At 51.9% G+C, this 20,630-nt stretch carries 23 protein-coding genes; 22 read left to right on the top strand and 1 reads right to left on the bottom strand.

Annotated features, from left to right (window positions below; translation table 11 throughout):
* Positions 1–256: 256 nt before the first annotated feature.
* Positions 257–568 (bottom strand): DUF6170 family protein, encoded by a 312-nt coding sequence (locus Q3O59_RS08240; protein WP_305945103.1) that lies wholly within the window; start codon positions 566–568, stop codon positions 257–259.
* A 256-nt stretch (positions 569–824) separates the two neighbouring features.
* Here Q3O59_RS08240 and Q3O59_RS08235 point away from each other — a divergent pair, with 256 nt between their 5' ends.
* The 22 genes from Q3O59_RS08235 to galU all read left to right on the top strand — a co-directional run bounded on the left by Q3O59_RS08235 (position 825) and on the right by galU (position 20,622).
* Entirely contained in the window at positions 825–1,190 is a 366-nt protein-coding gene (locus Q3O59_RS08235) for an RT0821/Lpp0805 family surface protein (protein ID WP_305945102.1), read from the top strand.
* 55 nt (positions 1,191–1,245) lie between these two features.
* Positions 1,246–2,952, top strand: coding sequence for a polysaccharide biosynthesis/export family protein (locus Q3O59_RS08230; RefSeq protein ID WP_305945101.1), 1,707 nt, complete (start codon positions 1,246–1,248; stop codon positions 2,950–2,952).
* Positions 2,953–2,973: 21 nt separating this feature from the next.
* On the top strand, positions 2,974–3,759 hold the full coding sequence (locus Q3O59_RS08225) for an ABC transporter permease (RefSeq protein ID WP_305945100.1): 786 nt from the start codon (positions 2,974–2,976) through the stop codon (positions 3,757–3,759).
* The gene (locus Q3O59_RS08220; protein WP_305945099.1) at positions 3,756–4,418 is read left to right on the top strand and encodes an ABC transporter ATP-binding protein; all 663 of its coding nucleotides are present in this window, start codon (positions 3,756–3,758) and stop codon (positions 4,416–4,418) included. The genes Q3O59_RS08225 and Q3O59_RS08220 overlap by 4 nt, the downstream gene beginning before the upstream one ends.
* 131 nt (positions 4,419–4,549) lie before the next feature.
* Positions 4,550–5,494 carry a KpsE/RkpR family capsule polysaccharide export protein gene (locus tag Q3O59_RS08215; protein WP_305945098.1) on the top strand — a complete coding sequence of 315 codons (945 nt, stop codon included), beginning with the start codon at positions 4,550–4,552 and terminating at the stop codon, positions 5,492–5,494.
* Complete coding sequence (locus Q3O59_RS08210) at positions 5,478–7,286, top strand: capsular polysaccharide export protein, LipB/KpsS family (RefSeq protein WP_305945097.1); 1,809 nt, start codon at positions 5,478–5,480, stop codon at positions 7,284–7,286. Before Q3O59_RS08215 ends, Q3O59_RS08210 begins: the two co-directional genes overlap by 17 nt.
* The gene (locus Q3O59_RS08205) at positions 7,286–8,500 is read left to right on the top strand and encodes a glycosyltransferase family 4 protein (RefSeq protein ID WP_305945096.1); all 1,215 of its coding nucleotides are present in this window, start codon (positions 7,286–7,288) and stop codon (positions 8,498–8,500) included. The genes Q3O59_RS08210 and Q3O59_RS08205 overlap by 1 nt, the downstream gene beginning before the upstream one ends.
* Positions 8,497–9,546 (top strand): dTDP-glucose 4,6-dehydratase, encoded by a 1,050-nt coding sequence (rfbB, locus tag Q3O59_RS08200; RefSeq protein WP_305945095.1) that lies wholly within the window; start codon positions 8,497–8,499, stop codon positions 9,544–9,546. The genes Q3O59_RS08205 and rfbB overlap by 4 nt, the downstream gene beginning before the upstream one ends.
* A 149-nt stretch (positions 9,547–9,695) precedes the next feature.
* Positions 9,696–12,761 carry a PEP/pyruvate-binding domain-containing protein gene (locus tag Q3O59_RS08195; RefSeq protein WP_305945094.1) on the top strand — a complete coding sequence of 1,022 codons (3,066 nt, stop codon included), beginning with the start codon at positions 9,696–9,698 and terminating at the stop codon, positions 12,759–12,761.
* Positions 12,761–13,378, top strand: coding sequence for a gamma-glutamyl-gamma-aminobutyrate hydrolase family protein (locus Q3O59_RS08190; RefSeq protein WP_305945093.1), 618 nt, complete (start codon positions 12,761–12,763; stop codon positions 13,376–13,378). Before Q3O59_RS08195 ends, Q3O59_RS08190 begins: the two co-directional genes overlap by 1 nt.
* Position 13,379: 1 nt before the next feature.
* On the top strand, positions 13,380–14,150 hold the full coding sequence (locus Q3O59_RS08185; RefSeq protein WP_305945092.1) for a phosphocholine cytidylyltransferase family protein: 771 nt from the start codon (positions 13,380–13,382) through the stop codon (positions 14,148–14,150).
* Between the two features lie 159 nt (positions 14,151–14,309).
* A complete protein-coding gene (gene rfbD / locus Q3O59_RS08180) occupies positions 14,310–15,182 on the top strand; it encodes a dTDP-4-dehydrorhamnose reductase (protein WP_305945091.1) in 873 nt (290 codons plus the stop codon).
* A 354-nt stretch (positions 15,183–15,536) separates the two neighbouring features.
* Positions 15,537–15,698, top strand: coding sequence for a YhfG family protein (locus tag Q3O59_RS08175; RefSeq protein ID WP_305945090.1), 162 nt, complete (start codon positions 15,537–15,539; stop codon positions 15,696–15,698).
* Positions 15,691–16,083: a Fic/DOC family protein gene (locus Q3O59_RS08170; protein ID WP_305945089.1), complete on the top strand. Its 393-nt coding sequence runs from the start codon at positions 15,691–15,693 to the stop codon at positions 16,081–16,083. Before Q3O59_RS08175 ends, Q3O59_RS08170 begins: the two co-directional genes overlap by 8 nt.
* The gene (locus tag Q3O59_RS08165) at positions 15,993–16,277 is read left to right on the top strand and encodes a Fic/DOC family protein (RefSeq protein ID WP_305945088.1); all 285 of its coding nucleotides are present in this window, start codon (positions 15,993–15,995) and stop codon (positions 16,275–16,277) included. Before Q3O59_RS08170 ends, Q3O59_RS08165 begins: the two co-directional genes overlap by 91 nt.
* Before the next feature lie 249 nt (positions 16,278–16,526).
* On the top strand, positions 16,527–16,865 hold the full coding sequence (locus Q3O59_RS08160; protein ID WP_305945129.1) for a four helix bundle protein: 339 nt from the start codon (positions 16,527–16,529) through the stop codon (positions 16,863–16,865).
* 222 nt (positions 16,866–17,087) lie between these two features.
* Entirely contained in the window at positions 17,088–17,294 is a 207-nt protein-coding gene (locus tag Q3O59_RS08155; RefSeq protein ID WP_305945087.1) for a hypothetical protein, read from the top strand.
* Between the two features lie 99 nt (positions 17,295–17,393).
* Positions 17,394–17,669 (top strand): hypothetical protein, encoded by a 276-nt coding sequence (locus tag Q3O59_RS08150; protein WP_305945086.1) that lies wholly within the window; start codon positions 17,394–17,396, stop codon positions 17,667–17,669.
* A 107-nt stretch (positions 17,670–17,776) separates the two neighbouring features.
* Positions 17,777–18,079 carry a nucleotidyltransferase domain-containing protein gene (locus Q3O59_RS08145; protein ID WP_305945085.1) on the top strand — a complete coding sequence of 101 codons (303 nt, stop codon included), beginning with the start codon at positions 17,777–17,779 and terminating at the stop codon, positions 18,077–18,079.
* Positions 18,076–18,537, top strand: coding sequence for a hypothetical protein (locus Q3O59_RS08140; protein ID WP_305945084.1), 462 nt, complete (start codon positions 18,076–18,078; stop codon positions 18,535–18,537). The genes Q3O59_RS08145 and Q3O59_RS08140 overlap by 4 nt, the downstream gene beginning before the upstream one ends.
* Before the next feature lie 278 nt (positions 18,538–18,815).
* Positions 18,816–19,703, top strand: a complete 888-nt coding sequence (gene rfbA / locus Q3O59_RS08135) for a glucose-1-phosphate thymidylyltransferase RfbA (protein WP_305945083.1) — start codon at positions 18,816–18,818, stop codon at positions 19,701–19,703.
* Positions 19,704–19,713: 10 nt separating this feature from the next.
* Entirely contained in the window at positions 19,714–20,622 is a 909-nt protein-coding gene (gene galU / locus Q3O59_RS08130) for a UTP--glucose-1-phosphate uridylyltransferase GalU (protein WP_305945082.1), read from the top strand.
* Positions 20,623–20,630: the final 8 nt, after the last annotated feature.

Raw genomic sequence — 20,630 nt, 5'->3', positions numbered from 1 at the left:
TTTGCCAGCGGTCACTAGTTGCCTATGGCAACGGTTACTAGCTGGCCTTGCCAGCGGTCACTAGTTGCTAGGGCAACGGTTACTAGCTGGCCTGCCAGCGGTCACTAGTTGCTAGGGCAACGGTCACTAGCAGGCCTTGCCAGCGGTCACTAGTTGCTAGGGCAACGGTCACTAGCTGGCCTGCCAGCGGTCACTAGTTGCTAGGGCAACGGTCACTAGCTGGCCTTGCCAGCGGTCACCAAGCCCCAGGAGCTGGTCACGGCTGCTTAGCAGCCTCGTCCTCAACTTCCTTTCGCACCACCGGCAACAAAGGCCGGCACAACCAGTAAGTAACCGGCCGGGTGACGGCCGGATACACCACAATCAAAGCAATGGCATAAGGAATAATGCGCCAGTCGTTGGCCTGCGCCATCATCAGAAAAAATACAAACAAAATCACCAGCTTTAAAATATTCAGCACAAACTTCTTCGGCACCGACAAACGGTCGGCGGCGGTACGCATCACCTGCATCCGTTCGGCAAAGTTTAAACCTTCCAGCTCAGGAATGCGTTGGCTGTTGAAAAACATGGAAACCTCGTAGTAGTAAAACGACCTGACAGCAGGGCGTCAGCTTATCAGAAAGCACAGCTTCTGTCCTGCCTGAAGCCAGTTCGGTGGAATTTGTTTATATTTGTTGCATTTGTGCTGACAGTCTTATTTGATGCTGGCGTCCGATCGGTTGAAGTGATACTATTTTCGCGCTGTAGCTTTAAGCTCAAGACCTGCAACAGCAGAGACTTCGGCCTGATAAAAGGCAGTTAGATGCCCACAGAAGATGGACTTTATGCAAAACACCCGAACCAAAATTCAAGTGCTGCTGATGACGGCCAGCCTCGGTCTGTTGGCAGCTTGTGCCAGTACCCAATCCAATTCCAATGCCGTGTTGGCAGCCAACTCCATCGCCGCTTCGCCTTTGTTACCGGCCAGCAGTTTTGCCCTATTGACAGCGGCCAATAGCGGCGACCAGCTGCAGTTGCCAGAGTCGCCCTGGGGCAGCCCGGCGCAGGTGACGGTGAAGGATCGTTACTTTTCTGCCAGCAACCGACTTTGCTTAACCTTACAACTTACCAGCGGGGCACAGCCGCAAAACGCCCTGGTGTGTCGAAATGAAGCCGAGCAGTGGTATCAGGGCCGGGCTCTGGCATTTTGAAGCCGCGAATAGAACTTTGTGCTTGCCGTTGGCAGGCACCTAACGGAAGAACACGATGAAACACATCTTTATGCGTCCTGGCCATTTTATTGGGGCTCTGCTTGCTGGCTTTATCGCCTGTCACAGCACTGCTTCTGCCAGCCCGATGTCTGAAGCCATGCAAGAAGCGCAGGCCCGCCAGGCTCAGCAAAGCATGCTGCAAGAGCCGGTTTCCAATGTCAATTGGCAGCAAGGCAGCTATGGCCCGGTGCCAACAATGGAGCAGGGCATCAGCCGCGAGATGCGCCCCTTCGGCGCAGAACTGTTCAGCGGCGGCTTCCGTGGTACCCGAGCCGATGGGTTAAACCCGGATTACCGCATCCTGCCGGGTGATCAGGTGACCTTAAGGGTTTGGGGCGCTGTCGATATTGATCGCGTCTTACCGGTCGATGCCCAGGGTAACATCTTTATCCCCAGCATCGGTCCAGTGCAGGTCAAAGGCGTCAGCCACGGCCAGCTGGACAGCATTGTCCGTAACGCAGTGAGCAAAGTCTACCCGGACAATGTGTACGTCTACACCAATTTGCAAGGCGTGCAGCCAGTGGCTGTGTTCGTGACGGGTTTTGTCAACAAGCCGGGCCGTTACGCCGGCGTTCCCAGCGACTCCATTCTTTATTTCCTTGATCAGGCCAGTGGCATTGATGAAGAGCAGGGCAGTTACCGCCGTATCCGTCTGCTGCGGCAAGGCGAGACCATTGCAGAAATGGATTTGTACGATTTTTTGCTGGAAGGCAAGCTGGACCACGCGCAATTGCAAAATGGCGACACCATTCTGGTTGAACGCCGTGGTCCGCAAATCGCTGTGCATGGCGATGTGGGCCGGGCTTATTTTTACGAGCTGAGCGATGATGTGCTGTACGGTGCCACCTTAAAGCAGCTGGCGCAACTGGATGCTGGTGTGTCTCATGCCCTGGTACGGGGCCAGCGCGCTTCCGGGCCTTATGCCAACTATCAGCAGCTGGCCTCTTTTGCAGAACTGAAAATTGCCAATGGCGATGAAGTGGTTTTTGTAGCCGACCAGCATGCCGATACCATCGTGGTGCAACTGGAAGGCAGTTACTACGGGCCATCCTTCTTTATTCTGCCGAAAAACGCCACCCTGCATCAGTTGCTGGACAACATTCCGGTCGACCAGGCCATCGCCGAAACCCGCAGCATCTCGATTCGGCGGGTCAGTGTGGCCGATCGTCAGCGCGAATCGCTGAACGAATCGCTGCGCCGTTTGGAAACCACCTACCTGGGGGCGTCGTCCTCCACTGCGGAAGAGTCTGCCATCCGGGTGCGTGAAGCTGAGCTGATCAGTGCCTTTGTCGCCCGGGCCCGTGAAGTGGAGCCCAATGGTCGTCTGGTGGTCAGCCACCGCGATCAGTTGCTGGACTTGCGTTTGCAAGATGGTGATGTCATTACCATTCCGGAGAAATCCGATTCCATTTTGGTCAGCGGTGAAGTCTACATTCCGCAAGCCTCGATTTTTGTACCGGGCATGAGCGCCTGGGACTACATCGAAGCCGCCGGTGGTTTTAGTCAGCATGCCGATAAGCGTCGTATTTTGATCGTCCGTCAAAACGGCGAAGTCCGCAACGCCCGTGAAGTTGAGCTGCGCCCAGGCGATGAAATCCTGGTGTTGCCAGCCGTCACCACCAAGAATTTGCAGCTGGCCTCGACCTTAACGCAGATCCTGTATCAAATAGCCATTGCAGCCAAAGTTGCATTGGATATTTAACGGCCTAAGGCACAGTTCGTCATGAAAGAGCGCAGCTCCTTACAGGTTACCTTGCACGTTTGGCATGCGCTCTTTATGCGTGAAGCCATGGCGCGGATGACCGGTGATCGCTTCGGCTGGACCTGGATGTTGCTGGAGCCGATAGCGCATATCATGATCATGATCACGGTGCGGGAGTTTTTAGGCCGGGTCCGCTTCATTCCCGGAGCAGACTTCATTCCCTTTTTGATCGTCGGCATCATGGGCTTTTTGTTGTTTCGTAATTCAGCAACACGTTCGATGTCGGCCATCAATGCCAACGGCGGCCTTTTTGCCTATCGTCAGGTGCATCCGGTCGATACCGTGCTGGTTCGGGCTGCACTGGAGGCGACCTTCAAATCCATCATTTTTATGATACTGGTATCCGGTGCCGCCTTTCTGGGCATGGACATTATTCCTCATCACGTGCTGAAGGCCATTCAGGGCTGGCTCACCCTTTGGCTGCTCGGCCTTGGCTTGGGCTTGTTGTTCTCTGTCGTGGTCTCCTTAGTGCAGGAAGCGCAAAAGATTATCGGTATGCTGATGTTCCCATTGTATTTTTTATCCGGTGTTATTATTCCTGTGCAATTTATGCCACGAAGAGTGCAAGAGTACTTGATTTACAATCCAATCTTGCATTCGATAGAGAGCATGCGCTATGGCTTTTTCCCGGCGTACCGCAGTATCGAAGGCATCAACTTACTGTATCCGCTCACCTTCGCGCTGATCATGATACTGCTGGGCCTGATGCTGCAGATCCGTTTAAAAGCGAGGCTGATAGCGCAATGATTGAAGTCCGCAACCTCTACAAACGCTATCACGGCCCGTTCGGTGGTGATTGGGTACTGAAAGATGTCAACTTTGTTATTCCACAAGGGGTCAGCGTTGGTTTGATCGGACGAAATGGCGCCGGCAAATCGACCCTGCTGAAACTGCTGGCGCGGATGGACATGCCCGACAAAGGGGACATCATAACCCGGAGTAAAATCTCCTGGCCCATCGGTCTTAAAGGCGGCTTTCAAGGCAGCATGACTGGCCGGCAAAATGTAAAGTTTGTTGCCCGCATCCACGGTGGTGAAGATCGGATGCGGCACATTATGGAGTATGTGCAGGAATTTGCCGAAATCGGCAAAGCATTTGACCAGCCTGTCAGAACCTACTCCAGTGGCATGCGCAGTCGTCTGGCTTTTGGCTTGTCACTGGCTTTTGATTTTGATGTCTACATTTCCGACGAAGCCACAGCAGTTGGTGATACGGCCTTTAAGAACAAAGCGAAAAAAGCCTTTCGCGATCGCGTAGGCAGGTCAAGCTTGATTATGGTGTCGCACAGTGTGGGTATTTTGCAGGACCTGTGTCAAGCCGGCATCTGGCTGCACAAAGGGCAGGCCATTTGGTACGACAAACTGGGCGATGCCATTAAAGATTACAACAAGAGTATTGGTAAATGAATCGATTGAAGCAAAATCCTCACTGGGTAGCCGCCTTGGCTGCCATCTTAATTTCGATGCTTTACTGGTCTGTTTTGGCGACGGATCGATATGTCTCAGAAAGTCATATAGTATTAAAAAGCCCGGATATCATGCCTGCTAACTTAAACTTTTCGTCCTTGTTGTCTGGTACCGGGGGGGCTGGTGATTTGCTGCTGCTGCGGGACTTCATGCTATCGGTGGATATGCTCAATACCCTGGAAGCGAAACTGCAGCTAAGAGCGCATTACTCAGACAGCAGCATTGATTACTGGTCCAGGCTGGCCAAGAACGCTCCCATCGAAACCTTCCACAATTATTTTCAAAAACGAGTCGATATTCGTTTCGATGATTACGCCAATGTGCTGCGTATTCGCGTGCAGGCCTACAGCCCCGAGATGGCCCAGCAGATTGCCCAGACCCTGCTGGATGAAGGGGAGCGCCATATGAACCGGATGGGGCAGCGGCTGGCCGAAGAGCAGGTCGCCTTTATCGAAGGTCAGGTTGAGGTGTTGGCCGATCGCCTGTTTGCCGCCCGGGAAAGGCTGCTGGATTTTCAAAATACCCATGGTCTGGTGTCACCAACCGGCTCGGTCGAAAGCATCATGATGATCGTCGCTCAGCTGGAAGCGCAAAAAGCCCTGCTGGAGGCGCAGCGCAAAGCGGCCAGCAGCTTCCAAAGTGCCAGCTCGCCGGAGATGCAGCGGTTGGACAGCCAAATCCAGGCGCTGACTACCCAAATTCAGCAAGAGCGCCGCAAAATGGCCACTGCCGATGGCGATGCACTGAACCGGATTTCCGCTGAGTTCGAAACCTTAACGCTGCAAGCTCAGTTTGCGTTAGAGCTATACTCCAACTCCTTGCTGGTATTGGAAAACACCCGGGTTGAAGCCGCGCGTAAGTTAAAACAAATCTCGATCCTGCAGCATCCGACCTATGCCGAGTACTCGGTGGAGCCGAGGCGTTTGTACAATTTTATTGTGGTACTATTCTTTGCCATTATCCTTGCCGCCATTACCCAGCTGACCCGCGCCATTATTCGTGATCACATCGATTAATGCCAACCGCATGGCAGGCCATCAGGCCTGCGTGCTGCAAGAACAGACCAGCAAGGGTTTTTGGCCCTTACTGGTGGCAGCAGACAATTTTGTTGCCGCGCAGTTGGGACATGCTGCAGCTCTGGTCGCCTGGCGCCAGCAACTGACCACAGCGCTGACCGCTGAGCAACAGCAAAGCAGCCATGACTTTATTCGCAGTTGGCAGCAGCTCGGCCTCGCTGGCAGCAATTATTTGCGTCCACCTGCGCTACCGCAGCAGAGCTACCAGCTTCTACTGATTGATCACAGCTGCACCGAGTCGATGGTTCGGCAGATGCTGCAAGCTGCAGCCGTGTTCGATGAGCCCATGCTATGCCTGGCGGCCAATACCCCGAACTGTCAAAAACAGCTGCAAGTGGTGCAACAGCAGCTTGCCAGCATCGATGAGCTAAAAGCGCTGCTGCCCCGACTGCACTTTCAAAGGGCTTGCCATACCGCTCTACTCATGCAGCACTGCAGCCGGGTGTTCTGCCATCGTTCGCCGTTGGCATTAGAGGCCATTCTGTGGCAAAAGCCGCTTTGGTGCCTGCAGGACTCCCCGCTGGCCAGTTATCAGGGCTGTGTTGGGCCTTTCGCCGCCAAACCGGGTTTTAGCGCAGAGCTGTTGGTGCATTATGCCATTTTGGCAGGGAGCCAGGCGCTGCACCCGGAGCCCAACTCTCCATGCTCTGCACAGGCATTGCTGGAGTGGGCCGGTCATCAGCAACGGATGCGACTGCAGTTGCCACCTGAGGTCTTTGCGTATGGCTTTTCTCGGTTTTGGCGCAAAAAGCTGCAGCATTTTGTGCAGGGCAGCCGGGTAACCTTTATCGCCAAAGGCCAACCGCTGCCAAAGCATGGCACCCTGTTGGTCTGGGGGCGGCGGGAGCTTCCGGTTGTTCAGCCTGGTTTAAGCTTGGTTCGGTTAGAAGATGGCTTTATTCGCTCGGTGGGGCTGGGCGCCGAATTCGCCCAGCCACTGTCCTGGATCCTCGATCAGCAAGGGTTGTACTTTGATGCGGGCCAGCCCTCGGATCTGGAACAGCTGCTGCAACAGCAGCAGCTAACGCCAAGCCAACGCCAGCGGGCAGAGGCGTTGCAACAACGAATTTGCCAGCAAGGCATTACCAAATACAATGTAGGTCAGACTGGCTGGCAAAGGCCTCAGGGCAAGCAGCGGGTGATTCTGGTACCGGGGCAAGTGGAGCGTGATGCCTCCATCGAATTTGGTGCCCATCAAGTGCGTACCAATCTGGAGCTGTTGCAACAGGTCCGGCAGCGCAACCCCGATGCCTGGGTGATTTATAAACCGCACCCGGATGTGTATGCTGGCGCTCGTGCCAAAGGGCAGGGTGAAGATAACGCTGCACAGTGGTGCGATGAGCTGGCACTGGATACCAGCATGGCGGAAATGCTGCCACAGGTGGATGAAGTTCATCTGATGACCTCGCTCACTGGTTTTGAAGCCTTATTGCGCGGTAAAAAAGTGGTGTGTTATGGCTGGCCTTTTTATGCCGGTTGGGGGCTAACGGAAGATAGGAAACCCATGCCAAGACGAAACCGTCAACTCGATTTGGCGACTCTGGTGTACTGCACGCTGATAGCGTATCCGCGGTATCTGAGCAGCGTGACTGGGGGCTTTAGCTCACCAGAGCAGATTTTAGATGAACTGGAACTGCGTCGTCAGCGGCAGCCTTCGCTGCTGGAACGACTTACCCTGCACGGACGTAAAGGCATACGCCGTGTTTTAAACCTGCTGTTTGGAATGAAGTAATGCAGCAAAACCAAATTACGCCAGTTTCGACACCTCAGTCCGTCCGTATCGCAGTGGTGGGCTCATTGACGCAGGCACTGCTGAATTTTCGCAGCGACCTGATCCGGGAGCTGGTCGCGGCTGGTCATCAGGTCTATGCCTTTGCCACCGACTACAACGAACACAGTGAAGCCGCAGTGCAGGCTCTTGGGGCCATTCCGGTTGGCTACCAACTCAATCGCTTTAGCTACAACCCCTTCAATGATTTAGGCACCAGTTGGCAGTTGTACCGTTTGTTCCGGCAGTATCGAATTGAGGTCAGCTTTTGTTACTTCGTCAAACCGGTTATTTTTGGCACCCTGGCGGCCTGGCTGGCCAAAGTGCCTTACCGGGTTGCCAAAATTGAAGGGCTGGGCCGTGCCTTTATCGAACCCCCGGAAGGGGCTGGTGTGCGTTGCCGTCTGGTGCGCCGGGTGCAAGTCGCCTTGTATCGTTTTGTATTGCCGAAAACACAGCAGGTGTTTTTGCTGAACCCGGATGACTACCAGGATCTTATTCACCACTACCGGATCCCTATCCCTAAACTCACCATGCTAAACGGCATTGGCACCTGTCTGGCGCGCTATCCGTACCACCCGCCACAGCTGGAGCCTATCCGCTTTATTTTTGTTGGCCGCCTGTTGCAGGAAAAAGGCATCCGCTACTTTCTGCAAGCTGCAGAGCGCATTAAAGCCAGCCATCCAAACGTCGAGTTTGTGGTGGTTGGGCAGCCCGATACTGCCAAAGGCTCCATCAGCAAAGCCGAACTTGCAGCAGCGGTAGCAAGTGGCTTGATTGTCTATCCGGGCCTGGTCAACAATGTGGTGGATTACCTGGCACAAGCCAGTGTTTTTGTGCTGCCGTCCTATTACCGTGAAGGTGTACCGCGCAGTACCCAGGAAGCCATGGCCGTTGGCTTGCCAGTGATTACCACCGATATGCCCGGTTGCCGGGAAACCGTCGAGCAAGGTAAAAACGGCTTTTTAATTCCGCCGCACAATGTCGATGCCCTGACTGAGCAGATGCTGTACTTTATTGACCACCCGGAGCAAATTGATGCCATGGGGCAATACAGCCGCCAGTTGGCCGAGCAGAAGTTTGACGTGGTGAAAATCAACCGGCAAATTATCGAGGCGTTGGGGCTGGCCGCAGCCCACTCTGACGCCAGCAAGCAACCAAGCGAGCAGCAAACATGAGTTTACGTATTATGGTCACCGGTGGTGCCGGCTTTATTGGCTCGGCACTGGTCCGATACCTGCTAACCGCCACGCCGCATCAGGTGCTGGTGATTGATAAACTGACCTACGCTGGCAACCTGGCATCTCTGGCCGAAGTGGCGGATCATAGCGGCTATCAGTTTGTTCAGGCCGACATTTGCGTTCAGGCCAAAATGCAGCAATGCATCCAGCAGTTTCAACCCGATGTGATCATGCATCTGGCAGCAGAAAGCCATGTTGACCGCTCTATCGACGGGCCGGCGGCCTTTATTCAAACCAACATTGTTGGTACTTACAGCTTGTTGGAGGCCAGCCGCCACTACTGGCAAAGCCTGACTGCAGATAAACAGCAGAGCTTTCGCTTTCATCACATCTCGACCGACGAAGTCTACGGCGATTTGGCCGGCACAGATGACTTATTCACCGAAACCACGCCCTATGCCCCCAGCTCGCCATACTCGGCCAGCAAAGCCAGCTCCGATCATCTGGTGCGGGCCTGGCAGCGTACCTATGGCCTGCCGACCTTAATTACGAATTGCTCCAACAACTACGGTCCTTACCATTTTCCGGAAAAACTGATCCCACTCACCATTTTAAATGCTCTGGCAGGGAAACCCTTACCGGTGTATGGCAATGGCCAGCAAATCCGCGACTGGCTCTACGTGGAAGATCACGCCAGAGCTTTGCTGTGCGTGGCAACCAAGGGCCAGGTAGGCGAAACCTACAACATCGGCGGCCACAACGAAAAACAAAACATCGAAGTAGTCCGTTCCATCTGTACAATTCTGGAAGAATTGGCCCCCATTCAACATTCAAAACTCAACATTCAACACTACGAAAGTTTGCTAACTTTCGTTCAAGACCGTCCCGGCCACGATCGACGCTACGCCATCGACGCCTCCAAACTAGAACGCGAACTGGGCTGGGTGCCTCAGGAAACCTTTGAAACGGGGTTGCGCAAAACGGTGCAGTGGTATCTGGCTCGTCGGGATTGGTGGGAGCCGTTGGCTGCGAAGCGATCGTGATTAGTTGGCTATGTCAGCCTCAACCGAGCGCTTAGGGTGCGTCCTGGCTCTGAGGGCACCAACCACTGCCTGGTTTTTGTCGATTTATGGCTCCGAATGCTCTAGCATTCTATGATGAATAACATAGACCAGCTGAATCGAGTCATTTGATGCAAGATAGTAGCGTGAACGCCGTCATTTTATCCGCAGGGGTACCACATGTTGGGTCAAAGCCTTCCCCGGCGCAGCTCATTGGTGCCAGTGATACCATTTTAAACTGGCAAATTCGCGCGTTTGAGGCGATGCAAACATTCCTGGTGGTTGGTTTTGAAAAAGAACTGATAACCAACACAGACCAGATTGCGCAGACGGTGAACAATCCACTCTGGCAGGTCACTGGAAGTGCGTATTCACTATCCCTGGTGGTTCAATCGCTCCAGCTCTCAGAGAATGACTTCCGCAATGAAAGTGAGCTGATTGTTTGCTATGGCGATACTCTATTCCGAAACCAGGCCGTAGAAGCATTGCGGGCAAGTACGTCAGATTTAGCTATCGCTTGGGATAGTCGTGTCATCAAAGCCGTCAGCTCCAAATCAGGTAAGAAACCAGAGCGTGTGTATGTGCGTGATTGCGAATTGCAACGTGCAGGGGAACTACCTTCGTATTTGTCAAACGGGACTTTTGTAGGCCTGGTTCGCTTTAAAGGTGAGGCACTCAAACGGTTAGCCCATGTATTCAGACATCAGACCGAACGTTTTAAAACAGCAACAGTTGCCGATCTGGTTGAAGTATTAAGAGGGACTGGGGTGCATGTTGACGCGGTTGATGTTCACGGTGATTGGGCCGAAGTGGGCTCTGATTTTGATATTGTTCGCTTTGTGTTGGGCACCAAAGCTGAGACCTTAGCACGAATGCAGCAAATTGTGTCGAAGTCTGTTATTGCAGATCAGGTTTCATTTGAAGTAAAGCAATGGCGCAAGCAAAAAGCAACATTGATAGCACATATTCAGAACACCTTTCATGATGCTTTACTTATTGTTCGCTCCAGTGCACGCAGTGAAGATTCATTTACGCATTCTAATGCAGGCGCTTACACCAGTATTCTTAACGTTGATGCAAATGATGATCACCTGGAGTCTGCGATAGAAGAGGTGATCGCGTCCTACCACAACCCCCAACCTGATGATCAGGTGCTGGTTCAGCCGATGCTAAAGAATGTGATTCGCAGTGGAGTGGCTTTTACCAGAACACTGGAGCATGGATCACCCTACTACGTGATTAACTATGATGAAACAGGCAGCACGGACGGAATAACGACAGGCAATGGCAGGGATCATAAAACATTGGTCGTCCGTCGTGGTGCTAGTGCCCACCAGGTAGCCAACGCCAGGTTATTGCCGCTATTGGAGGCAATGAAAGAAATCGAGAACTTGTTGAGCTTTGACTCATTGGATATTGAGTTTGCCATGACCGAAGACGAGCTCGTGCATATCCTTCAGATCCGGCCGATAGCCGTGCAAAAAACTGATGATGAGGCCAGTTGTGATGCTTGCAACGAGGCTTTGTTACAAGCAGAAACATCATGGGCAAAGCTTGAAGTTGCGGCTCCTCACCTGGCAGGCGATCATCCTTTGTACGGTGTCATGCCTGACTGGAATCCTGCGGAAATTATAGGTACGAACCCAGGGAAGCTGGCTGAAACCTTGTATAAATATCTTATTATGGATGAAACCTGGGCTACACAAAGAGCAGAGTATGGTTATCGCGATGTCAGGCCTCATCCCCTGCTTGTATCTTTTGCTGGTAAACCCTATGTGGATGTACGCGCAAGCTTTAACTCTTTCATTCCTAAGAATATAAATGACGAAGAAGCAGGCCAGTTCGTAAATTTCTATTTGAGTTACCTGAAAGCAAATCCAAAACTGCATGACAAAGTTGAGTTTGATGTCCTACCGACTTGTGTTGGACCTGCGTTTTATCGTTGGGAAGAACGCTTGCAGCATGAAGGAGGCTTTAGTGCCGAACTTATTGCGAAGTTAAAAAGTGGGCTTTTAGATATTTCACGGCATGCTGTTGAGAAGACAAAAGACTACTTAAGTAATGTTTCGAAGCTGCAAGACCGAATAAACTTAAGACGGCAGCGTCCACAAGTAGCGAGTATCCGGAATGTGCGTTTGCTTCTGGACGAATGTCGTTTGTATGGCACCTTACCATTTGCACATTTAGCACGCAGCGGCTTTGTTGCTGTGACCTTCTTGAAAGAGGGAGTTAAAGAGGGTTGGTTAACCCAGCTGGCGATGGATGACTTTATGTCCAGTGTACGAACGGTATCGCATGAGCTGACTGATGATGCTAAAGCCACAGCTGTTGGAAAAATGAGTTGGGATCATTTTGTTGCGATCTATGGCCACCTCAGGCCAGGGACTTATGACATTACCTCGCCGGCTTATTTGGATGATCCCGAGCAGTTTCTGCGGCCCATTGTTGAGTCAGCGATGGAGGCAAAGCACGCAGTAAAAACACAGAGCGCCTGGTTGGAAGAAAAAGCAAACTTCTTTGCTAAAGTTAAATCATTGGGGCTCGATTTTAGTGGCGATGCATTGGAGCAATTTTTACGCGATGCTATTGAAGGGCGTGAAAAGGCGAAATTCATTTTTAGTCGTAACCTTTCTGAAGCACTCGATATGATGCGTGTGCTTGCGTCTGAGTTCGGTTTAACGGTTGAGGAATGGGCTAACTTATCTGTTTATGATGTTTTCGGGCTCTCGGAAACTACTCTAAGCGCTAGTGAGCAACAAGGTTTCCTTCGTGCAGAGGCCAGTAAAAATGCACGTCAACGTAAGTCTGCTGCTACTTGCGAATTGCCACCCTTACTGACTGGGAAAGATGACTTTTATTCATTTGAGTTAAGTGCTGGCATGCCTAACTTTATTGGTTCTGAGCGGATAATGGCACCATGCATCCACTTGCGAGGTACCGAGCAAGGGGACATTGATGTGCAAGGTGTCGTGGTACTTATTCCGCAAGCAGATCCCGGCTTTGACTGGCTTTTTGGCCAAGGCATTGCGGGCCTGATTACCATGTATGGTGGTGCTAATTCGCACATGGCAATACGCTCTGCGGAGTTTGGCCTATCGGCTGCAATAGGAGTTGGCGAGCAGCTATTTAAACAGTTATCCCAGGCCAAGGCGATTGAACTTGACCCGGCCAATAAGCTGTTACGGCCTTTACGCTAATGAAACCGATCAAAAAACGCATCGCAATCAGCCAACGTTACGACCAGGTGCCCGGACGCAATGAATTCAGAGATGCTTTGGATGCAAGATGGGCTGCTTTGTTTGAACAGATGAGTGCAGTACCCATTGTGTTACCCAGCGGGCTAAGTGATGTTGCGGACTATCTGCAAGGGTTAGAAGTCGATGGATTGGTTTTGAGCGGAGGAAACGACATTGGCACAGCACTGCAAAGAGATCAGTTGGAACAAAAATCACTGGATTACGCGGCACAGTTTGCGATGCCAGTACTGGGTGTTTGCCGCGGTATGCAGTTTCTCAATCATGTGGAAGGTGGAGAGCTCAGGACGGTTGAGGGGCATGTAGCCAGACGCCATTCCTTGAGCGGTGATTGGGCTCGAGGCCTCAGTATCCGTGATGTAAACAGCTATCATCATCAGGCCATCGTGACAGAGACGCTTTCACCAGCATTCACTGCGTTAGCCCTTAGTGATGATGGCGTCATAGAAGCCATGCAGCATATTCAAAAACCCTGGCTGGGAATCATGTGGCACCCTGAGCGAGAAACACCTTTTGCTTCTCATGACTTAAAACTTATTCAAAACCACTTTGGTCTTTAAAATGCGCGTAATAATTTTAGCTGCGGGGCAGGGTACTCGACTTCGTCCCCACACGAACACTAAACCAAAATGCATGGTCGAGTTGTGTGGTAAAGCACTGATCGATTATCAGTTGGATGCATTCAAAAAAGCAGGCATTACCGATATCACTGTGGTCGCAGGTTATCGTGAAGACAAGCTTGTCCGGGCTGGTGTCAATAAGATCCTTAATCCTTGTTACGCCAGTACCAATATGGTGACTACGCTCATGTACGCGCGTGATTTATTTGATGGCCACGATGATGTATTGATTACATACGGCGATATTGTTTACGAGCAGCGTATTTTAGATGCCATTCTTGCTGCCCAGGGGCCTGTAGTGTTGACCATTGACAAAGCCTGGAAGCGGCTTTGGGACCTTCGAATGGAGAATCCTCTGGATGATGCAGAAACCTTAAAGTTGGCAGGCGACAGGATTATCGAGCTTGGCAAGAAGCCAACCAATTACCATGAAATCCAGGGGCAATACATGGGCCTGATCAAGGTAGCAGCAGCGAAAGCAAAAGACTTCGTCAATGCATGGCTGCAAATGGACAAGAAGGCTATTTATGACGGTAAAAACTTCGATAATATGTATCTCACCAGCTATATCCAGCACTTGATTGATAGTGGCTGGTTTGTACGGTCGATTCCGGTGGAAAGTGGTTGGTTAGAGATTGATACTGTTGACGATCTCGACTTTTATCAACAAAAGCTTAAAGATGGTTCTTTAGGTGATATTTTTAAAGTGTAAGCGGCATAGACAACCCTCTATACCTGTAGCTGTCTTTTTCTCGGTGCTGGAGCTTATATGGTGCAGAAAGCGATGGCTAAAGCAGAGCAACCAAATCTCAGACTTGATTACCATCGCCTTTAGCATCCAGTCATAGCAACAAACTTACTTAAGGACGTTATGCAACTAATGATAACCGGCAGCTCAGGCCAGGTAGGCACAGAGCTAAAACAACAACTGGCAGGGCAGGCTGAGCTACTAACACCCAGCCGTTCCGAGCTGGATCTGGCCAATGCTACTGCTGTACAGGGCTATTTGGCGCTGCATCGGCCACAAGCGATTGTCAATGCCGCAGCCTACACCGCGGTAGACCAGGCCGAAACCGAGCAAGAACTTGCCCTGGCAGTCAATGCACAGCTGCCAGAACTGCTGGCTCGTTACTGCGCTCAAACTGGGGCTTATCTGCTGCACTATTCCACCGATTACGTCTACCCGGGTACCGGAACCGAGCCCTGGCAAGAAGACAGCCCAACCGGCCCGCTGAATTACTATGGTTACAGCAAACTAAAAGGTGATTTAGCGGTGCTGGCGCAGTGCCCGCAAGCGGTGATCTTTCGCACCAGCTGGGTTTACTCGGGCCAGGGCAAAAATTTTCGCAGCACCATACTGCGCCTGGCCAAAGAGAAAACCGGGCTAAGCATCGTCGCCGATCAAATCGGCGCTCCCACCCCCGCCAGCCTGATTGCCGCCATCAGTGTGCAGACTCTGCAGCGCTACCTGCAAGGCCAGCCCATCGCTGGCGGTGTCTATCATCTGGCCCCACGCGGCTACGGCAGCTGGTACGACTTTGCCAAAGCCATTGTCCATCAGGCCATCAAGCAAGGGGAAACGCTTGCCTTGCAGCCAGAGGCCATTCAGCCCATTCCCAGCAGCGACTACCCAACGCCGGCCAAACGGCCGCTGAACTCACGGCTTTGTGTCGATAAGCTGGAACATGCGCTTGGCATCCGCTTGCCTGAATGGCAGCAGCTGCTTGCGTCGATGACGCAGTAACTAGCTGGCTTTGCCAGCGGTCACTAGCTCGCAAAGCGAGCGGTAACTAGCCGCTTCGCGGCGGTCACTAGTTGCCTGCAGCAACGGTCACTAGCCGTTTCACGGCGGTCACTAGTTGCCTGCAGCAACGGTCACTAGCCGTTTCACGGCGGTCACTAGTTGCCTGCGGCAACGGTAACTAGCTGGCTATGCCAGCGGTAACCAGGCCTTTCAGGCCGGTAACTAGCCTTTTCAAGGCGGTCACTAGTTGCCTGCAGCAACGGTAACAAAGCGCTTCGAACCGGCAACCCAATTTGCTGATGGCATCTAAACCAGCTAAAATAAAGGCATGGTTTTGTTTAGGAGCCTTCCACTGTGAACGATAAAGAGTTGATGGCAAGACGCTTTGAAGAAAGCAAAGTGACCAACTTTAATGAAAGTCTGCGTTTAGAAGGTTTGCAACCATTAAACGCGCAAACACCATTGCACCCAAAAGTTATAGCCAGACTCAAAGAGCTGCAAAGGGCGCATGATTGATAAATATGGTGCTGGCAACGATAGCTACTGTTACGAAAACACTTCAGTTTTAATAAATCTGCTCGATTTAACTTCAGAGGCAGAGCTTGCTGCAGCTGAAGTGGCGTTCACCACCTACCGGCTTGCTGCATTTAAGCCAGATTTTGAAAACCTTACCTTTTCTTACCTTTGTGACATTCATCGCCATCTATTTCAGGACTTGTATGAGTGGGCTGGACAAATCAGAACGGTCGATATTTCCAAACAAAGCACACGGTTTTGCCATGTGCGCTTTATCGAAAATGAAGCAAATAAATGCTTCAAGTACCTGGAAAAGCGAACTATCTACAAAACGATGATAAAGCAGCCTTTGTCAATCATCTGGCACACTTCTTTTGTGAGATGAATGTTGTTCATCCATTTCGAGAGGGGAATGGCAGAACTCTACGCTTATTTTGCGAGCTAGTTGCCATTCAGGCAGGCTATGAGCTTGATTGGAAACCAATCTCCAAGGGTGTTTGGTTAGCCGCGAATGTAGCTGGATATCAGGGAGATCTTAAGCCATTAATCAAAATATTTTACCAGGTAACCAAAGGGTGATAGTGGTCACTAGCTGGCTGTGCCAGCGTAATGACGTCGCTTTGCGACTGGTAACTAGCTCGCTAAGCGAGCGGTAACTAGCCGCTTCACGGCGGTCACTAGTTGCCTGCGGCAACGGTAACTAGCTGGCTGTGCCAGCGGTCACTAGCTCGCTAAGCGAGCGGTAACTAGCCGCTTCGTGGCGGTCACTAGTTGCCTGTGGCAACGGTAACTAGCTGGCTAAGCCAGCAGCAACAACAAGGACAACCCATGCACTACGACTTAAAAGTCTGGCAACTGGCCATGGATTTGTTGGTCGATGTCTACGCCATCAGTAAAACCTTTCCTGATCACGAAAAATTTGGCCTCAGCTCCCAGATGCAACGAGCCGCCGTATCCATTCCAAGCAATATCGCCGAAGGCGCAGGCAGAGAATCGAAGCCCGATTTCCTGCGCTTTCTTAGCATCGCCCGCGGCTCATTAAGCGAACTCGAAACCCAGCTGTTGATTGCTCAACGATTGGGATACATTGGTGAAGTGGGGGCAGTGCGTATCAAGATTAGGGAGATCTTTAGCTTATTGAAAGGATTAATGAAGTCGTTGAAGTAACTAGCCGTTCCACGGCGGTCACTAGTTGCCTGTGGCAACGGTAACTAGCTGGCTACGCCAGCGGTCACTAGCTCGCGCTGCGAGCGGTAACTAGGCCTTTCAGGCCGGTAACTAGCCGCTTCACGGCGGTCACTAGTTGCCTGCAGCAACGCTCAACAACTAGACAGCCCCAAAGGCCTATTGTAAAGTTAATGAAGCGCACCATGCATGTCAGAGGTCATCATGAACACCATTGATCGTAAGCAATATCCCGAGCTGGATCAGTTGTTGTGGGATACTCAAGCTCGATTTTTAACCGAAAAAGATGCCTTGGATGTCTATGAGCGCCGTTGGTCTTTTGTCGATAAAAGCAAGTTGGTGGCAGCCGAGCGTACTCTGATTCAACAACTTGCCCAGCGTGCCGGTGGTTTTCTGCCTGCTGGGGGCTAATCCTTCCTATGTCAGCTTACAAGCGCCTGCAGCATCAACGGATAGCATCTTGCCTGGAAAACTTTAACAGCGGCTTCCTGAGTCAGCATACTATTTTGTTTGGTAGAGGATATTTTAGATATTCTTGTGATGTGTGCTCACTTAGGGGAAATCCCGCAAGCCGCACTGGACGAAGCGTATAGCCACTACAGCAAGAAAGTGATTGACCAATCATTGCAGAAAAGTTTGCTGCAACTAACCCAAAATACCGCGGTGTATGCAGAAGCTGCTGTAGGTATGGGGGTTGATAGCCACTTTTTTTCGAGTGTCATTTTACCAGCTGCTTATAAGTTGCTGGCAGAGCCAGCGGTCACTAGCTCGCAAAGCGAGCGGTAACTAGCCGCTTCGCGGCGGTCACTGGTTGCCTGCGGCAACGGTCACTAGTCGCTTCGCGATTGTTCCTGTTATACTCAAAGCATGATCCTAGCCACGGAGCATGCCCAATGCGCCTATCGAATCAGCAGCAAATGACGATTAAGCAGATCCTGGCCAAACACTTTGGCTCAAACTCCGAAATCAGGCTTTTTGGTTCACGTTTGGATGATCAGGCCAAAGGCGGTGATATCGACGTGTACATTGAGCCAGAGCTTGTCTCGGTCGATGAGATAGTCGAGGCAAAAATCAATGCGCTGGTAGAGTTGCAACTGCAGTTGGGTGCGCAAAAAATCGATTTGGTGATTAACCGCAACAAAGGCCTCGACTTACCGATTTACCGTGCAGCCAAGCAGCAAGGAGTGTTGTTGTGAACAAGGATGCCTACTTAAGCCTGCTGGATATTTGCCACACTCATGCTGAGCGGCTACGCTGGTCGATGAAAGAACTGGAAAAACACAAGCCATTCACCCCCGCTTCTTTGGAAAAGCTAACTCAGCTGGACTTGGCAATTTTCGATCAGTTTATCGTGCGCTTTTCAAAGCTTCAGGATGCTATGGGGGCAAAGCTGTTGCCAGCAACACTGGAGCTAACCTACGAAGAAGGTGAGTTAGCGACCTTCATTGATAAACTAAACCGTCTGGAAAAAATAGGGGCTTTAAGCTCTGCTGAGCAATGGTTGAAGTTTCGCGAAATGCGCAATCAGTTTGCCCACGACTATCCGGATGATCCAGAGATCCAGGCCAGCCTGTTGAGCAAAGCATTCGATATGGCAGCACTGCTGCTTGATGAGTTACAGCGGGTGCAGACTTTTGCTGGGAAGTATATGTAACTAGCTGGCTCTGCCAGCGGTAACTAGCCGCTTCGCGGCGGTCACTAGTTGCCAGCGGCAACGGTAACTAGCTGGCTGTGCCAGCGGTCACTAGCTCGCGCTGCGAGCGGTAACTAGCCGCTTCACGGCGGTCACTAGTTGCCTGCGGCAACGGTCACTAGCTGGCCCCGCCAGCGGTAACTGCAACACAGTTGCCCAACCACTTGCTCTTTCCCCCCAAAAAACCTAAACTGCCTTTTTAATTTTTCCCGCTTTTTCAACGGGCAGAGGACATCGTTTTGCGCAAAGGTATCGTACTGGCAGGAGGCTCTGGTACACGTTTGCATCCCATCACCCTTGGGATCTCCAAGCAGTTGTTGCCCATTTACGACAAACCCATGATTTACTATCCGATTTCGGTGCTGATGCTGGCCGGGATCCGCGATATTCTCATCATCACCACGCCCGAAGACCAGCCTGCCTTTCAGCGGCTGCTTGGCTCGGGTGAGCAGTTTGGTGTGCGCTTTGAGTACTGCATACAGCCCAAGCCCGAAGGGCTGGCTCAGGCTTTTATCCTGGCCGAAGACTTCTTAGCGCAGCAGCCGGTCTGCATGGTGCTTGGCGATAATATCTTTCATGGCCAAAGTTTTAGCAGCCAGTTGCAAAAAGCCAGTGCGCAGCAACAAGGCGCCACCATCTTTGGCTATCAGGTGAAAGATCCCGAGCGTTTTGGTGTGGTCGAGTTTGACCAGAGCGGCAAGGTGTTGTCGATTGAAGAAAAGCCCAAAACCCCAAAGTCCAGCTATGCAGTCACCGGCCTGTATTTCTACGATGGCAAAGTCAGCGAGCTGGCGCGAACCTTAGCCCCCTCAAGCCGTGGCGAGCTGGAAATTACCTGTTTAAACAACCTCTATCTGGAGCAGGGCCGCCTGCAGGTCGAGCGTTTTGGCCGCGGCTTTGCCTGGCTGGATACCGGCACCCACGACAGCCTGCTCGATGCCGCTCACTATGTGCAAACCATCGAGCACCGGCAAGGGCTCAAAGTCGCTTGCTTAGAAGAAATAGCCTGGCGTCAGGGCTGGGTCGATGACAAAGCCTTGCTGAAACGGGCCCGCGCCTTTGCCAAAACGGGCTACGGCAGTTATTTACGCCGATTAATTGATGAACGTCAGTCAGTACGAAACTAAGGACAGAAGTATGAAAGTTACCAAAGCGGTTATTCCTGTAGCAGGCCTCGGCACCCGGATGCTGCCAGCCACCAAAGCCATCCCGAAAGAAATGCTGCCTGTGGTCGACAAGCCGCTGATTCAGTATGTGGTCAATGAGTGCATTGCCGCCGGCATTAAAGAAATCGTGCTGGTGACCCATTCGTCAAAAAACTCCATTGAAAACCACTTTGATAAAAGCTTTGAACTCGAATCCATGCTGGAAAAGCGGGTCAAGCGTCAGCTTTTGAACGAAGTGCAAAGCATTTGCCCGAAAGACGTCACCATCATGCATGTGCGTCAGGGCGAGGCCAAGGGCCTGGGCCATGCCGTGCTTTGTGCTTACCCACTGATTGGTGACAATCCTTTCGCCGTGGTACTGCCCGATGTGCTGATTGACCATCACGAATGCAATCCAAAAAGCGACAATTTGGCCGAGATGATCAAACTGTTCGAACAAGACAGCATCAGCCAGGTGATGGTCGAACCGGTGCCGATGGAACAAGTCTCCAGCTACGGTGTGGCCGATGTCGAAGGCCACCAAATGCAGCAAGGCGAATCGGTCAAAATGACCGCCATCGTGGAAAAACCTGCGGTAGAAGAAGCGCCTTCCAACTTGTCGGTGGTGGGCCGCTATGTGTTCCCAGCTAGCTTGTGGGAAGCCCTGCAATTTACCCCAATCGGCGCAGGCGATGAAATCCAGCTCACCGATGCCATTGCCATTTTAATGAAGCAAGAGCAGGTCAATGCTTACCACATCAAAGGGCGCAGCCACGATTGTGGCAACAAACTCGGCTACATGAAAACCTTTGTTGAGTTTGGCCTGCGCAGCCAGACTCTGGGCCAGGACTTTACCGCCGCCATGCACGAACTGATGGCCAAGTACCCACAGCAATCCTAAGAGCAGCC

The sequence above is a fragment of the Alkalimonas delamerensis genome, from assembly GCF_030717955.1.
In the GTDB taxonomy this organism is placed as follows: Bacteria; Pseudomonadota; Gammaproteobacteria; order Enterobacterales; family Alteromonadaceae; genus Alkalimonas; species Alkalimonas delamerensis.
Note: the sequence above shows the minus strand (reverse complement) of the source record. Positions and strands in the feature narration are given on the sequence as shown.

Excerpts from the sequence above, each read along its gene's own strand:
- Q3O59_RS08240 (WP_305945103.1), bottom strand. The coding sequence starts at position 568 with ATGTTTTTCAACAGCCAACGCATTCCTGAGCTGGAAGGTTTAAACTTT.
- Q3O59_RS08235 (WP_305945102.1), top strand. The coding sequence starts at position 825 with ATGCAAAACACCCGAACCAAAATTCAAGTGCTGCTGATGACGGCCAGC.
- Q3O59_RS08230 (WP_305945101.1), top strand. The coding sequence starts at position 1,246 with ATGAAACACATCTTTATGCGTCCTGGCCATTTTATTGGGGCTCTGCTT.
- Q3O59_RS08225 (WP_305945100.1), top strand. The coding sequence starts at position 2,974 with ATGAAAGAGCGCAGCTCCTTACAGGTTACCTTGCACGTTTGGCATGCG.
- Q3O59_RS08220 (WP_305945099.1), top strand. The coding sequence starts at position 3,756 with ATGATTGAAGTCCGCAACCTCTACAAACGCTATCACGGCCCGTTCGGT.
- Q3O59_RS08215 (WP_305945098.1), top strand. The coding sequence starts at position 4,550 with ATGCCTGCTAACTTAAACTTTTCGTCCTTGTTGTCTGGTACCGGGGGG.
- Q3O59_RS08205 (WP_305945096.1), top strand. The coding sequence starts at position 7,286 with ATGCAGCAAAACCAAATTACGCCAGTTTCGACACCTCAGTCCGTCCGT.
- rfbB (WP_305945095.1), top strand. The coding sequence starts at position 8,497 with ATGAGTTTACGTATTATGGTCACCGGTGGTGCCGGCTTTATTGGCTCG.
- Q3O59_RS08195 (WP_305945094.1), top strand. The coding sequence starts at position 9,696 with ATGCAAGATAGTAGCGTGAACGCCGTCATTTTATCCGCAGGGGTACCA.
- Q3O59_RS08190 (WP_305945093.1), top strand. The coding sequence starts at position 12,761 with ATGAAACCGATCAAAAAACGCATCGCAATCAGCCAACGTTACGACCAG.
- Q3O59_RS08185 (WP_305945092.1), top strand. The coding sequence starts at position 13,380 with ATGCGCGTAATAATTTTAGCTGCGGGGCAGGGTACTCGACTTCGTCCC.
- rfbD (WP_305945091.1), top strand. The coding sequence starts at position 14,310 with ATGCAACTAATGATAACCGGCAGCTCAGGCCAGGTAGGCACAGAGCTA.
- Q3O59_RS08170 (WP_305945089.1), top strand. The coding sequence starts at position 15,691 with ATGATTGATAAATATGGTGCTGGCAACGATAGCTACTGTTACGAAAAC.
- Q3O59_RS08165 (WP_305945088.1), top strand. The coding sequence starts at position 15,993 with ATGCTTCAAGTACCTGGAAAAGCGAACTATCTACAAAACGATGATAAA.
- Q3O59_RS08160 (WP_305945129.1), top strand. The coding sequence starts at position 16,527 with ATGCACTACGACTTAAAAGTCTGGCAACTGGCCATGGATTTGTTGGTC.
- Q3O59_RS08155 (WP_305945087.1), top strand. The coding sequence starts at position 17,088 with ATGAACACCATTGATCGTAAGCAATATCCCGAGCTGGATCAGTTGTTG.
- Q3O59_RS08145 (WP_305945085.1), top strand. The coding sequence starts at position 17,777 with ATGCGCCTATCGAATCAGCAGCAAATGACGATTAAGCAGATCCTGGCC.
- galU (WP_305945082.1), top strand. The coding sequence starts at position 19,714 with ATGAAAGTTACCAAAGCGGTTATTCCTGTAGCAGGCCTCGGCACCCGG.